Source organism: Flavobacterium sp. (assembly GCF_035292545.1).
Taxonomy (GTDB): Bacteria; Bacteroidota; Bacteroidia; order Flavobacteriales; family Flavobacteriaceae; genus Flavobacterium.
This window is the reverse complement of sequence record NZ_DATDPV010000039.1, coordinates 1-15,119: the sequence shown is the minus strand read 5'-3', so window position 1 is coordinate 15,119 and position 15,119 is coordinate 1. Positions and strand designations below refer to the sequence as shown.

Below are 15,119 nucleotides of genomic sequence, written 5' to 3'. Positions count from 1 at the left end.
TTAAATAAAAAAAAATGTAATGTTCTATAATACAGCATCATAAATTTATTTAAAACAAGAATTTTATAAAATTTAAATAGAATTGTGTAAAAAAAATTCTCTTTAAAAGTGTAATTTTATAATACTTTAGAAAGTGTTACAAACCAATAAACTACTAAAATGAAAAACACAAAAAAACATTTAGATGATGCTGAAAATCAGAAACAACGGGATTTGAAATTAAATAAATCCGATGGTACTAATCAGTTTATGACTACGGATCAGGGTTTAAAAATTAACGATGATAATAATTCCCTTAAAGCCGGAGAACGCGGACCTTCCTTATTGGAAGATTTTATCTTAAGAGAAAAAATCACCCATTTTGACCATGAAAGAATTCCGGAAAGGATTGTACATGCGCGAGGTTCAGCTGCGCATGGTTATTTTCAGGTTTATGAATCAATGGAGAAATATACTAAAGCAGGATTCCTTCAGGATCCTAGTCTTAAAACTCCCGTTTTTACACGCTTTTCTACAGTTGCAGGATCCAGAGGCTCCACGGATTTGGCTCGTGATATTAGAGGTTTTGCAGTAAAATTTTATACAGAGCAAGGTAATTATGATTTGGTTGGAAATAATGTACCCGTATTTTTTATTCAGGATGCCATAAAATTTCCGGATTTAATCCATGCCGTAAAACCCGAACCGAATAATGAAATGCCACAAGCAGCTTCTGCACATGATACTTTTTGGGACTTCATTTCATTAATGCCTGAAACCATGCATACGATTATGTGGGTGATGTCGGACAGGGCAATCCCAAGAAGTTTACGAATGATGGAAGGTTTTGGGGTGCATACTTTTCGTTTTATAAATAAAAAAAATGAATCGTATTTTGTAAAATTCCATTGGAAACCAAAATTAGGTACGCATGCCGTAGTTTGGGATGAAGCTCAAAAAATATCAGGAAAAAATTCCGATTTTCATCGTCAGGATTTATGGGAAGCCATCGAAAGTGGGAATTATCCCGAATGGGAATTAGGCGTTCAGATTATTCCAGAAGCCGATGAGCATAAATTCGAATTTGATTTATTAGATCCAACCAAGATAGTTCCGGAAGAATTGGTTCCGGTTACCATAATTGGAAAAATGGTACTCAACCGTAATCCTGATAATTTCTTTGCGGAAACAGAGCAAGTTGCTTTTCACCCAGGACATATTGTACCTGGAATCGATTTTACAAACGATCCGTTATTACAAGGGCGTTTATTTTCATATACCGATACTCAATTATCGCGCTTGGGAAGTCCAAATTTTCATGAAATTCCTATCAATAGGACTATTGCACCCATGTTCAATAACCAGCGTGATGGACACATGCGCCAGGAAATTAATGTGGGCCGGGTAAGTTATCACCCCAATTCTTTGGGCGGAGGTTGTCCTTTTCAGGCAAAAATTGACGAAGGAGGTTTTACCAGTTTCAATGAAAGGATAGATGCTCAAAAAGTGCGAGACCGCAGCGAGAGTTTTTCAGATCATTTTAGTCAGGCAACCTTATTTTTTAATAGCCAGACCCAAATTGAAAAAAATCATATTATAAATGCCTTGCGTTTTGAATTGGGTAAATTAGAAACTTTAGCCATACAAAACCGTATGCTCGGGCTACTATCTCAAATTGATAAAACATTAGCCGATAAAGTTGCCCAAGGTTTAGGCCTTAAAGTTCCCGGTAACCCGGAAAAACCAATCAATCATGGTGTTGGAGCGAATGCAGACAAACAAAAGTTTGAGCCAAAAAAAGTTACCCAAAGCGTGAAATCTTCGGATGCGCTGAGTATGCTTAAAAACAAAACATTGTCCAAAACAATTGCAACCAGACAAGTTGCTTTTTTATGCTCAGAAGGCGTTCACCAAGCATCGGTTAATGCCATGAAATCCGCATTGGAAAAAGCTGGTGCTACTGCAAAAATTATTGCGCCCCATTTAGGAACCATAAAAACAAGCGAAGGAAATGAACTCGCGGTTGACCAGAGTTTCCTGATTGCCGCTTCTGTTTTATTTGATGCCGTGTATATTCCCGGCGGAAAAAATGCTAAATTCTTAAATTCTAATGCAGAAGCTATCGAATTTTTAAATGAAGCTTACAAGCATTGTAAAGTCATTGGTACTGATGAATTTGAAATATTGAGTAAAACCAATATTGATGATAAATCAGATAAAAATGAAGAAGAAGGAATTATTATTAATTCAAAAACTGATAAAAATTTCACAAAAGCATTTATAGATGCTATGGGAAATCACCGTTTTTGGAATCGAGAAGCAGAGCTATAAAAACATAACCTGTTATGAAACTATTTCTAAGGACTAGTTAAAAAATAAAAGACATTAGATTATAACTTCATAAAAATAATTATGAAAGGATTTAAAAGTAACATCGAAAAGGATACACTGGAAAATAATAATTTCCGGAAAGTATTATATACTGCCAAACATCTGCAATTAGTATTGATGAGTCTTAACGTTGGCGAAGAAATTGGCGAAGAAACTCATCCCGACAACGACCAGTTTTTTCGTTTTGAAAGTGGCACAGGAAAATGTGTAATCGATGGTAACGAATATCAAGTGACCGATGGGGATGTTATTATTATCCCAGCCGGTGCGAAGCATAATATCATCAATACTGATCGTACCCTGGCATTAAAAATGTATACTATTTATGCTCCACCTCATCACAGAGATGGCATTGTAAGAGCTACCAAAGAAGAGGCCGAAAACAACAGTGAAGAATTTGACGGTAAAACAACAGAATAATTTGTTCTTAATAAAACAAGTAATTAAAATTTAAAACAAATTAGGCCTTGCTCTTAATTGGTAAAAAGTTGCTAATCTAAAAACATAATTATCTGAACAAAGAAAAACCGAAACTTTTATTTCGGTTTTTTTATTTATATAAAAATCAAAGAGTTTTATTAATCTTTAACTCCTAACTTAGTCAGGATATCTTCCAGCAAACACCATTTGGTAATGGAAGATTGAAATAAATTAGCTCCAACAAATGCGGTAAGCCACAACCAGTTTTGGTTTACATACAACGCTAATAATAAGCTGAAAAGGATAAAAACCCCTGCGAAAGCCCTGATAATTCTATTTTTCATTTTTTTGTATTTATTGATTGTTAGATCGTTCAATATTTAAAACCGCTACATGAATTTTTGATAATGTTTTTTGCTTTTCATTGAAATCAGAAACCAAGTCAAACACTCTATCTACATTTCCGATTTTTACGAAAGCATAAAACAATATCGATTCCGTTTCGTTTATTTCACTGGCAAACCAATTGCTTTCAATTGATTCTTCTGAAATATCTTTATATCCTTTTACTTCTTTATAGGTAAAGGTTTTAACATCTGCTTGTTTAAGTATATGTTTGATTTCTTTGTCGAACGCTGCGATGGCGGTTATGATGAGTAGTTTCATTGAATTATGAGTTATAAGTTATAAGTTTTTTTCATCTGATCCTTGAGAAGGTTTTTCCCATTTTTTTCTTTCAGTAATGTAATAAATCAACGGCACTACAATCAAGGTAAGTATCGTGGAAACAATCGCTCCGGCTACCAATGAAATCGCTAATCCTTGAAATATCGGATCAAACAAAATAATAGAAGCTCCAATTACTACTGCACCCGTTGTTAATAAAATTGGCGTGGTTCGCACTGCTCCCGCTTCAATAATGGCTTGTTTCAAAGGAATGCCATCATTCAATCGGATTTCTATAAAATCAATTAATAAAACCGAGTTCCTCACCATGACTCCCGCCAAAGCAATCATTCCAATAAAAGAAGTTGCGGTAAAATAAGCGTCTAATACCCAGTGACCAAATACAATTCCGATTAACGAAAGCGGAATGGCAAGCATCATCACAATTGGTGTTTTAAAGTTCTGGAACCAACCCACAATCAGCATATAAATAATCACAATTACCACCATAAAAGCAACTCCCAAATCTCGGAAAACTTCCAAAGTCACCTGCCATTCGCCATCCCATTTTACGGTAAAATCACTTTCGTCCGTGGGTTGTTCCATATACAGTTCATTGATTTTGTAGCCTTTTGGCACTTTCATTTTAGCCAACTTTTCATTCATTCCCAAAATCGCATACACGGGACTTTCCAATGCGCCAGCCATATCAGCGGTAACATAAACGACCCGTTTTTGGTCTTTTCTATAGATGGTTTTCTGTAAAGTATCTTTTTTAACTTTTACCAAATCACTCACCGGAATCATATTACCCTGAGTTCCTTTGATTTTCAGGTTTTGAATGTCCTGTAAACTGGTCTTGTCTTTGTCCTCCAATGAAAGGACAATGCCTACATTATCATTGGAATTTTCATCGTACAAATTAGAAACCGGATATTCTTTTAACAAATATGTCAGATTTCCAATTACTTGTTGCGGTGCAATCCCGTTAAGCATGGCTTTTTCTTTATCTACTTCGAGTTTGTACTCGGTTTGATTGTCTTCAACCATCCAATCGATATCCACAATATCAGAAGTGTTTTGAAGAATCTCTTTTACCTGATGCGCCACTTTTATCTGATCTTCGTAATTTGGACCATAAATTTCTGCAACTAATGTTGACAATACAGGTGGTCCTGGCGGAACTTCTATAATTTTTACATTCGCACCGTATTTTTTGGCAATCTTCTGAATTTCGGGACGCATTGCTTTAGCAATTTCATGACTTTGTAAATCACGGTCTTCCTTATGTAAAAGATTCACCTGAATATCAGCCATATTACTCCCCCCCCTTAAATCATAATGACGAACCAAACCATTAAAAGTTATCGGCGCTGATGTGCCAATATAATTCTGATAATTAACTACTTCGGGTTTAGTCGATAAATACTGTGCAATTTCTTTAGTAACTGCTGCGGTTCTTTCCAAGGTTGTTCCTTCTGGCATATCAATCACAACCTGAAATTCGTTTTTATTATCAAAAGGCAGCATTTTTACCACAACTGATTTGGTAAAAAACATCAAAACAGATCCAAATAACAGCACCACGGTAACCGCTAAAAGTATTCTTCTTTTTAAGCTGTTTTCCAAAAACGGACGCTCCAGTCTATTGTATAATTTATAAATACGGCTGGTTTCCATTCCTTCGGCTTCTTTGTGCTCTTGCTCATCTTTTTCCTGAAGCAAATGGTATCCCAAATAAGGCGTAACGGTCAAAGCTACAAACAAGGACAGAATCATCGCAATCGAAGCGCCAATTGGCATCGGACTCATATAAGGCCCCATCATTCCGGACACGAAAGCCATAGGTAAAATAGCTGCAATAACCGTAAATGTTGCCAAAATCGTTGGATTTCCCACTTCATTTATCGCATAAATAGCTGCTTGTTTAAAGGGCAGTCGCTTCATCTTGAAATGGCGGTGCATGTTTTCGGCAATAATGATACTGTCATCCACAACAATTCCGACCACGAATACCAAGGCAAAAAGTGTAATTCTATTTAAAGTATAATCCAATAAATAATAAGCAAACAGAGTCAGTGCAAACGTCAATGGAACTGAAAAGAAAACCACCAATCCACCACGCCAGCCCATCGCCAGCATCACCAAAACAGTCACTGCTATAATTGCCACACCCAAGTGCAACAGCAATTCGCCAACTTTGTGAGAAGCGGTTTCTCCATAATTTCGGGTCACTTCTACGTGGACATCGTCCGGAATTAAATTTTTCTTCAAATGCGCTACTTTTTCCAGAATCTTATCCGAAATTTTCATCGCATCGGCACCTTTTACTTTTCCAATTGAAATTGTAACGGCTGGATATTCTGATTTTGCGGTTTTGAATTTTTCATTGGTTTTTCCGTAACCAAAAGAAACATAACTTTTTGCTGTTGCAGGACCATCTTTTACTCTCGCCACTTGTTTTAAATAGACCGGCATGTTTTTGTTTACGCCAACAACCAGGTTTTCCACATCATCGGCATTTGATAAAAACTGACCCGTAGTAACTAAATATTCCTGGTCATTTTGTACAAAACTTCCCGATTGAGAACTGCCGTTATTGGCCTGAATCATTTGCATGATACCCAAGGCATCCACGCCATTTTCGGCCATTTTATCTTTATCTAAAATCACTTTTAGTTCCCGATTGCTCCCGCCAATTTCTTTGGTAATCGCTACATCTTTTACTTTTTCTATCTCAGATGTTACTTCCTCGGCAATCTGGCGCAACTGAAAATCATCTTGTTTTTCACTCCAAAGTGTAATTCCAAGCATCGGCACATCATCTATAGAACGCGTTTTTACCATAGGTTTATAAACGCCTTGCGGAAACATATTTTCGTGTTTCGCTAATTCGTCATACAATTTCACATAGGAACGTTCGACATCCTGACCAACATAAAACTGTACAATCAACATCGCCTGGCCATTCATTGCCATACTGTGCACGTGTTCCACCCCTTTGATATTAGAAATCACTTTCTCCAATGGTTTGATGACACGACTTTCCACTTCTGTCGGGCTTGCTCCCGGATAACCCACCATTACGTCGGCCATCGGAACATTAATTTGTGGTTCTTCCTCTCTTGGAATGAGAAAAGAACTATAAACACCAATAATCATTAAAGCCACCATCAATAAAATGGTTAGTTTCGAATTGATGAAAAAATTAGCTATCTTACCTGAAATTCCTTCTTGCATTTTCTTTTTGTTTATAGTTTAATGTCTAAAAGTTTATAGTTTTTTAAAACCTAAAACTGCGACTGTTAACCCTGATTTTATATTGATTACTGAACACTGACTTTAGTTCCGTTATACAACTTCCCATCTGCCGAAATTATATATTGTTCATCAGTTGACAATCCTGATAAGACTTCTACCTGATCTCCAAAAGTTTTTCCGGTTCGTAACCATCTTAATATGGCAAAATTTCCGGTTCCTATGGTATAAATCCCAACTAATTGACCTTGTTTCACCAAAGCGCTCTCAGGAACTAGAATTCTGTCGGTTTTTACCGTTTGGGTTTTGTTTTCAACAGGAAATTGCACATTTACAAACATTCCCGATAAAACCGAACTATCCGTTTTATCTAAATTGATTTTCACTAAATATTGTCCACCAGTATTTTTAGCAGATAAACTTACCTCGCTCACTTTACCCGTTAAAGCTGCATTGGAAGATTTTACCAATACTTTTACCGGCATTCCTTTTTTTATAGAAACAATATCATTTTCCGAAACCATCGCAGTAACCTGCAATTTAGAAGCGCCTTCGACACTTACTAAAGGCATTCCCGGATTGGCCATATCTCCTTCTTTTACAAAAGTATTCGTCACCACTCCCGAAAACGATGCGGTAATGTTAGCATAAGAAAACTGCGCAATTACTTCGTTTCGCATTTGCCTGGCGCCTTCCAATGCGGCTTTGGCCATTTCGTAACGTGCCGTCATATCGTCCAGTTCTTTTTGGGAAGCACTTTGTTGTTTGAATAAATTCACAAATCGTTCGTAATCTTTTCTGGCACTGTTGTAACCCGCAGTTGCCTGAAGAATACTAGCGTCTACTTGCGCTTTTTTGGCTAACAAATCGGTATTATTGATGCTGACCAATAATTGTCCGGCAGTTACTTTTTGCCCCATCTGAACATGAATTTTAGTGATATAACCCATCAGTCGCGTACTTAAATTTGCGCTGTTTTCGGCTTCAATTTTTCCGCTTGCAGTAACAAATGGGCTGTTTTCATAAGATGAAATTCCGCTTACTTTTACGGCAATTATTGGTTCATTGGCAACGACTTCTTTCTTCTCTCCGTTGCAAGAGGTTAAAACGAAAAATGCTACAGCTATTATTGGTATGAATATTTTTTTCATGGTTTTTATTTGGTTAAAAATTGTAAATATTGTTGGGTAAAATTGTACTCGAAAACAGCTTGCAGCAATTCCAATTCTTTTTGGAACATTTGAGTTTCAGACTGCAACAAATCATTCGTTTTTTCCAGCCCTTGTGTAAAACGATTGCTTCTGATTCTATAGGCTTCCTGAGATTGTTCAAATGCCAGTTTAGATAAATTGACCTTGTTTTCGGCATCTTTCAGCTGACGGTTGGTTTTGTTTAATTCTAATTGGCTCTGGGCTTTGTATTGTTGGGTTTCCATTTCCGATTTTTGAAAATCGGCTTTGGCTTTTTCCATTTTTCCAATGGATTTATAACCATCAAATACATTCCAGGATAGTTGTGCTCCCACTACATATCCTTTGGCATTGGTACCAAAAATTTTGTCATCGTACAATTCATAACTTCCAAAAGCATTTAAACGAGGTAAGAAATTCATTTTGCTTGACAGCAACATTTTTTGGTAAGCTTCGGATGATTTTTCCAAAGCCTGAATGTCTTTTCGATTTACCGAAAGTGTGGTATTGACAGATTCAATTGCAATGGTATTTTCTAGTTCGTCGGCAGGTTTAAAAACCTTGTTCGTATTATCTTCATTCAATAAAAAAGCCAAATAATCTGAGGCATTTTGCACATTACTTTTCGCATATTGCAATTGATTTTTTATTTCGTTTACACGAACCTGCACCGATAGTAAATCGGTTTTTTGGAGTATGCCCTGCTTGAAATAATTATCTACTTGTTTTAAATTGGCATCTCCGGTAATGCTTGCCTTTTCTAAAACTTTAACTGATTTATAGGCTAACTGCAATTGCATATACGATTTGTTAACTTCCAGTTCCAGATATTCTTTGGTTCTTTCGGTTTGCAATAGAAAAGCACCCATTTTGGCTTTGGCAGCTTGTCTTCCGTACAATCCATCCAGATTAAGTATGGGTTGTAAAACTTCTATTTTAGTGGCGTAATTTTCTATTCTGTCCGGATTATTTAACAATGCCGGATCAAAATCGGAAGTAGTCAGGATTTCCTGATTCAATTTTGAACCAAAAGCCATCAACGGATTTGTGGTTGAAATCGCAGTATGGGAAACTGAAATATTGGGCAGGAAAAGTGAGTTGGATTGTCTGTAATCTGCCTGCGCCGATTTAAAAGATTTTTCTGCAATTTTTATTTGCAAATTATTATCGGAGACTTTTTGCCATAAATCACTTTTGGAAATAGTCAAAGTATCCTGACTAAAACCTAAAGTCGAAATGGATAGTACTCCAAGTACTAGTATAAAATTTATTTTCTTCATAATCGTTTTATCTGAATTATGAAGCAAAGATATATTCGTAGAAATGCGTGGTCAGTAACAAGTGTTACATTGGAACAATATTATGTGTTTCAATAATTTTTTAAATAATTGAAGGTGTTTTATTTCTAGTTATAATTTATTATATTTAACACATAATATGGAATTTTTATTGGTATGAAAGAACAAAAACCAACATATGACTATCTACTCAATAAAACAAAAGACCAGGAATTAGAAATTAATCGCCTGCTTGAGCACAAAGAATCAATTAATAACTTTGAATTCTATCAAAAAGAATCGCAGGATTTAGTTTGCATCGCAGGAATTGATGGATTTTTTAAAGAGATTAATCCCACTTTTATAAAGGTTTTAGGTTATACGAAAGAAGAATTATTAACTAATTCCATGCTCTCATTTATTCATCCTGATGATGTGGAGAAAACTACTCGGGAATTAAAACAATTATCACTAGGACATCATACCTCAATAAATTTCGAAAACCGATACATTAAAAAAAATAAAGATATCGTAACGATCCAATGGACCACTACTAAGTCGGCTTCAAAAGAATTTATTTATGCCATTGGAAGAGATATAATAGAAAAGAAAAAAGCAATTGAAACTTTAAAAGAAGAAAGAGATAAGTTTGCCAAAATTGCAGCAACCTCACCTGGTCTGATTTATTCGATGCGTCAAAATAAAGACGGCTCCTTATACTATCCATATGCCAGTAATGCCATTGACGAAATCTATGGTTTTGCTTACGAAGATATTAAGAATGATCCAAATAAACTTTTTTCATTGATTCACCCCGACGATTTAGATTATGTTATGCAAAGCATTATCGAAACGAAGTCAAAGTTGGTTCCCCTTAAAGGTCAATATCGTTATTTTCATCCAAAAAAAGGAATGGTATGGCATGAGATGAATTCTTTACCCGTAGTAGAACCGGAAGGAACTGTTATTTGCCATGGAATTATTACTGATATCACAGAACGAATCAGAGCAGAACAAAAACTAATTAAAGCAAATCGGCTTTATTTATTTATCAGTGAAATTAACCAAATGATTGTTCATACCACTGATGTACAGGCGCTTTTTAGAGAAGCTTGTACTATTGCTGTTGACATAGGCAAGTTTAGAATGGCATGGATTGGAACGATTGATGAAGATACTAAAAAATTAATTCCTGCAATGATAGCAGGTGAAGATCAAGGGTATCTATCCATAATTAAAAAGATATCAGCTGAAGATATACCAGCAGGAAGAGGTCCCGGTGGCACTTCAATTAGAGAAGGAAGATCTGTTATTTGTAATGATATTGAAAATGATTCAATAATGCGGCCTTGGAGAAAAGAAGCTTTAAAACGAGGTTATTGTTCTTCGATGGCAGTACCACTAAAAAAATTCGGTAAGGTAATTGGTGCTTTTTCATTTTATGCCAATGAAAAAAACTTTTTTGATGCTGAAGAAATTGCTTTATTAGAAAAAGCAACAGATGATGTGGCTTTTGCTTTAGAAATTTTTGAAAAGGAAGCACTGAGAAAAAAGGCAGAGGAATCGGTAATTGAAAGTGAACAAAGGTATCATATGCTTACAGAAGTTTCTCCTGTAGGTATATTTCGTACCGATGCAACAGGTCATACAACCTATGTTAATGCACGTTGGTGTCAAATCACAGGCTTATCTTTTCAGGAAGCAATGGGAACCGGCTGGCTTAATGCTGTTCATAATGAAGATAGAACTGCATTATCAAACGTTTGGGAGAATGCGACAAGGCAAAAAGAAAACTTTTTGTATGAATACCGTTTTGTTCGGCCCAACCGTTCTATTGCCTGGGTAATTGCACAAGCTATTCCTGAGAAAAACTCAGAAAATCAGATTGTAGGCTACATCGGTACAACTACTGACATTACAGAACGCAAGTTGATGGAAATGGAGTTAATAAAAGCAAAAGATCTGGCCGAAACCGCTAATAAAGCCAAGACCGATTTTCTTGCCAACATGAGTCATGAAATTAGAACCCCATTAAACGGAATAATTGGTTTTACTCATTTGTTAATGAAATCAAATCTAAAAAAGAATCAGTCTGAATATATGGCCACCGTTAATGAATCCGCAATTTCGTTAATGGAGATTGTCAATGATATTTTAGATTTTTCTAAAATAGAATCCGGAAAATTAGAGTTAAATATCAACGAAATAAATCTTTTTAAATTAACTAATCAGGTTATTGGATTATTTAAACATCAGGCCAATCAAAAAAAGATAGATTTGATACTCCAAATCGATAAAAATGTTCCGCAATATATTCTTTCGGATTCAGTGAGATTAAAACAAATATTAGTAAATCTGTTGAGTAATGCCATAAAATTTACCAATTTCGGAGAAATACAATTGGATATCAACGAAATAGAACCATCAGATAAAAAATGGTCAACCATAAAGTTTTCTGTAAAAGATACAGGAGTGGGCATAAAAACAGACAATAACGAAAAAATATTTAATTCTTTTGTTCAGGAAGATAATTCCACCAATCGAAAATTTGGGGGTACAGGATTAGGTTTGGCTATTTCAAATCGGCTTTTGGCACTAATGGACAGTAAATTGCAATTAATCAGTAAATATGGAGAAGGAAGTGATTTTTTCTTTGTCATTAAATTTAAAAAGGTAAACCATAAAAAAAATATAGATTCGGTATTAAACAATATAATTGAAGAGGATAAAATTATTCCTGTAAAGACGCTAAGTAATAAAAAGATTTTAATAGTTGAGGATAATAAAATTAATATGCTTTTAGCAAAAACACTTATCAAAAGAATAATATCCAATTGCACTATTTTTGAAGCCAAAGATGGAAATGAGGCTATAGAACAATATAAAAAAGAAAAGCCAGATCTTGTTTTAATGGACATTCAAATGCCAAATAAAAATGGATATGAAGCCACTGACGAAATCAGAAAATTAAAAGACGCAGAAAATATTCCAATCATTGCAATAACTGCAGGTATAATGGATGGTGACAAAGAAAAATGTTTAGTCTCAGGGATGAACGATTATCTGTCAAAGCCCATAATCCAAACCGATTTGGAAAAAATACTGCACAAATGGTTACATAAAAATTGATTGTATTTCCTATTTGTATCAATTTTTTACACAAAAAAAAAGAGTGTTTGAAGACTCAAACACTCTTTTAAAAAAGTAAATAGTAAACAAGTACGTTTGTGATTATGCTTTTTTAGCAGAACAACAACCTGCTTTCTTCTCTGTTCCACAAGCCTTTTTTTCTTCTGTAGAACATGATTTTTCAGTTTTTGCTTTTTTCTTTTGTTTTGGCTCTTCCTGAGCGTTAACAGTCATTGAAAATAAGAAAGCTACTAATGCTAATGTTGAAACTAATTTTTTCATTTTTGTGTTTTTAAAATTATATACTTTTAATATTTTGATGTAATGAATTCCTCTGTAAAAAAAATATTTTTTGGAGGATGCCAAATCGTATTTTGGTATTTTGAAAGGAAAACTTTTTCATAACTTAAATTCTTTCTCTCTAAAGCTCCTAATTCCTGATTAAACGAAATACTCTGAATTTGCTCTACAATATATTGTCCCGTGTTAAAATTAAAATTCAGTATACATTTTTCTTTTTGACAACCCTTTGGATTTATATTCTTATTTTCCTTTTGACAAGTAGTATTACAGTTGACCCCTAATTGGCTTTTTACCACTTTTATAGTAGGAATTGCAATTAGAAATAAAAAGTAAAAACTTATAATTCTTGTCAATGTTTTCATTAAATCAAATGTATTATTTTTTTTTAATTAATATTATCCTAAAGAAACTATTTTTATTTTTTGTTCAAAATATTAGCAATTTGTGCAAAAAATGATTTATAGTTTTTTTTTAAAACCAATTTGCGAAGTTTGACAGATTAAATTATCTGAAATACGATTACTACAAATAAAAATACAATTAAATACTTGTTAATCAGATAGTTGTGTTTTTAAAGTTTTCATTTTATATAATAATTTTCTGAATATGCCGGTACTTTGTCGGTTATAATTGTTTATTATCGACTTTTCATAGCTCAAAATTTTATTAAACCTTTTAATTAATTAATTTTAATACAGATTACTTTTATACTGTTTCAAGTCGTTTTGCAAAACAACTTTTTTGATTAATAATAAGTTGGTAAAAGGGTATCTTTTTGTTCCCTACAATAAAGATTCCCTGAATGATCAGATACTTCATGATTTTTTTGAAGATGCATCGTTTTTCTGCAAGTTTTCTCCCCAAGACTGAAAACTTTTATTTTATCCTATTTTTAATTACAATGCTAATTATTTTAAATTAACGCTTCTAGTTATTTTTTAAGTGGCTTTTTTGGTTAATAAAAGGATTTAGTTATTGTTCCCCACAATATAAATATCTCTTTGGTGATGGAATACTTCATTAAGTTTATTTTTTGAAGTTGATGGGTTTTTCTATGAGTTTTTCTTTCCCCAATCCACTCGTTTCCTGCTTTTAAAAACAATTATGGTGTAAAATTACATTATCATGAAAAAGAGTACCATTTCGAATTTATTCGATGTCTTATCCCGTAAAATAATCAGTTGTTTTGTAACGAAAAACACTGTTTCTAGATTAGATTTTTTTAAATTTGAGGATAGAATTATTGTTAATCCTCAAACAGAAATAGGCAAAATAAAGAATGTATTATTACATTTCTCTATTATTTTTATAATGTGTATGACAGGAATTTTTTCTTGGTCACAAAATTTAGCCACCAGAGAAACTTCTAATTTAAAAACTGCAGTTGCCTTTACGGATGCTTTTACCCATAACAACAAAGTCTATCTACCATGGGAAACTCAATACTGGCAACAAAACGCCATTAAGCTTGACTACCAGAACTATACAACTCAGGATGGGATAATTTATAAAGAAAACGGGTATAGCTTGACTCCTTCATTATTGCCTTTAGTGGGAGCCGCCACTCCCTGCGAGGCACACCGTTGGCTTGCAGGAGATGGGTGGAGAAAAGGAAATAGTCCCACTAGTTTATGGGAGGCTGTTGTGCAAAATGCCCCTAACCTGCAGCCCAAAGGAATAGTACGTTGTGCCAGTTCTGCAGAAACAGAATCTGGACTACAGGTTTTTAAAGGTTCTTACGATGCTGCTAGTAATCCTATTGCTGCGATACTGCCAAAAACAGATTGTTATAGCATGACAAGTGGAACATTTGGTAATGAGCTTTTACCTCCTACACAAGGGGAGGATATTGTTTGGTTTAATTTTGACATTCGTCCTTTGGCTGGTACTTATCAATTTCAGATTGTAACAAACGAAAGTGTTGGCTTTGTTTTGTTTCATGTTGATCCTACTAATGCACAACCCATTAATGGCGAAACAACGGGTACTAAATATCCGGTACCAAATAATGGTTTATCGGGCAATTGTGCAAATCTTACATTCGCTAATATAGACGTTACTGGTGTTGCCCATCCTGCCTGCGGATTTAGCGGCAATGGTTGGACCACCATTACTGTTCCATCCTTTAAAAAACCTACCAATTATTACCTAGCTATGTGGATGGCTAAACCAACCGAAACTGCCTTCCCAGGTAGTATGAATCTTGTCTATAAATCAAGGTATGGATGCGGTGGTGCCACCTGTACATTGGAGTTTGACAAAAAAAATACAATATGTAATACAGATGGTACTTACACGGTATGCATGGATTATGGTGGAAGTGCAGGAAGATGGAATCTTGTTGATAATGGGGCAATAAAAGCAAGTTTATATACCATAAAAACTTTTAAGGAAGATGGAGTGACCCAAGTAGGTTCAACACAAACTAGCACTAATCTTGCTAGTAGTCCATTAAGCCTGACATTGGGAACGATTCCTGATGGGGCGGTTTTAGCAACGATATGTG

The 15,119-nt window shown here is 34.7% G+C and carries 11 protein-coding genes; 4 read left to right on the top strand and 7 right to left on the bottom strand.

Translation table 11 applies throughout. The annotated features are described in order from the left end of the window. Nucleotides 1–159: 159 nt before the first annotated feature. Together VI621_RS06525 and VI621_RS06520 are read left to right on the top strand one after the other, a co-directional pair. Entirely contained in the window at nt 160–2,310 is a 2,151-nt protein-coding gene (locus VI621_RS06525) for a catalase (protein ID WP_324217577.1), read from the top strand. 81 nt (nt 2,311–2,391) lie between these two features. Next, complete coding sequence (locus VI621_RS06520; protein ID WP_324217576.1) at nt 2,392–2,790, top strand: cupin domain-containing protein; 399 nt, start codon at nt 2,392–2,394, stop codon at nt 2,788–2,790. Nucleotides 2,791–2,948: 158 nt separating this feature from the next. Here the strand turns inward: VI621_RS06520 and VI621_RS06515 are convergent, their stop codons facing one another. The 5 genes from VI621_RS06515 to VI621_RS06495 all read right to left on the bottom strand — a co-directional run bounded on the left by VI621_RS06515 (nt 2,949) and on the right by VI621_RS06495 (nt 9,184). Beyond that, complete coding sequence (locus VI621_RS06515; protein WP_324217575.1) at nt 2,949–3,134, bottom strand: DUF2892 domain-containing protein; 186 nt, start codon at nt 3,132–3,134, stop codon at nt 2,949–2,951. A 10-nt stretch (nt 3,135–3,144) separates the two neighbouring features. Further along, nucleotides 3,145–3,456: a hypothetical protein gene (locus VI621_RS06510; protein WP_324217574.1), complete on the bottom strand. Its 312-nt coding sequence runs from the start codon at nt 3,454–3,456 to the stop codon at nt 3,145–3,147. Nucleotides 3,457–3,474: 18 nt separating this feature from the next. Beyond that, entirely contained in the window at nt 3,475–6,696 is a 3,222-nt protein-coding gene (locus VI621_RS06505; RefSeq protein ID WP_324217573.1) for an efflux RND transporter permease subunit, read from the bottom strand. 86 nt (nt 6,697–6,782) lie between these two features. Continuing rightward, nucleotides 6,783–7,865, bottom strand: coding sequence for an efflux RND transporter periplasmic adaptor subunit (locus VI621_RS06500; RefSeq protein ID WP_324217572.1), 1,083 nt, complete (start codon nt 7,863–7,865; stop codon nt 6,783–6,785). Between the two features lie 5 nt (nt 7,866–7,870). Then, nucleotides 7,871–9,184: a TolC family protein gene (locus VI621_RS06495; protein WP_324217571.1), complete on the bottom strand. Its 1,314-nt coding sequence runs from the start codon at nt 9,182–9,184 to the stop codon at nt 7,871–7,873. Between the two features lie 174 nt (nt 9,185–9,358). Between VI621_RS06495 and VI621_RS06490 the strand changes: the two genes are divergently transcribed. Next, nucleotides 9,359–12,310 (top strand): PAS domain-containing protein, encoded by a 2,952-nt coding sequence (locus tag VI621_RS06490; RefSeq protein WP_324217570.1) that lies wholly within the window; start codon nt 9,359–9,361, stop codon nt 12,308–12,310. A gap of 102 nt (nt 12,311–12,412) precedes the next feature. Here VI621_RS06490 and VI621_RS06485 read toward each other — a convergent pair whose 3' ends face one another. Both VI621_RS06485 and VI621_RS06480 read right to left on the bottom strand, forming a co-directional pair. Beyond that, entirely contained in the window at nt 12,413–12,592 is a 180-nt protein-coding gene (locus VI621_RS06485) for a hypothetical protein (RefSeq protein WP_324217569.1), read from the bottom strand. Between the two features lie 26 nt (nt 12,593–12,618). Beyond that, nucleotides 12,619–12,975, bottom strand: coding sequence for a hypothetical protein (locus tag VI621_RS06480; RefSeq protein WP_324217568.1), 357 nt, complete (start codon nt 12,973–12,975; stop codon nt 12,619–12,621). 763 nt (nt 12,976–13,738) lie between these two features. Here VI621_RS06480 and VI621_RS06475 point away from each other — a divergent pair. After that, nucleotides 13,739–15,119: hypothetical protein (locus tag VI621_RS06475; RefSeq protein WP_324217567.1), on the top strand; the 1,381-nt coding region annotated here is incomplete at its 3' end.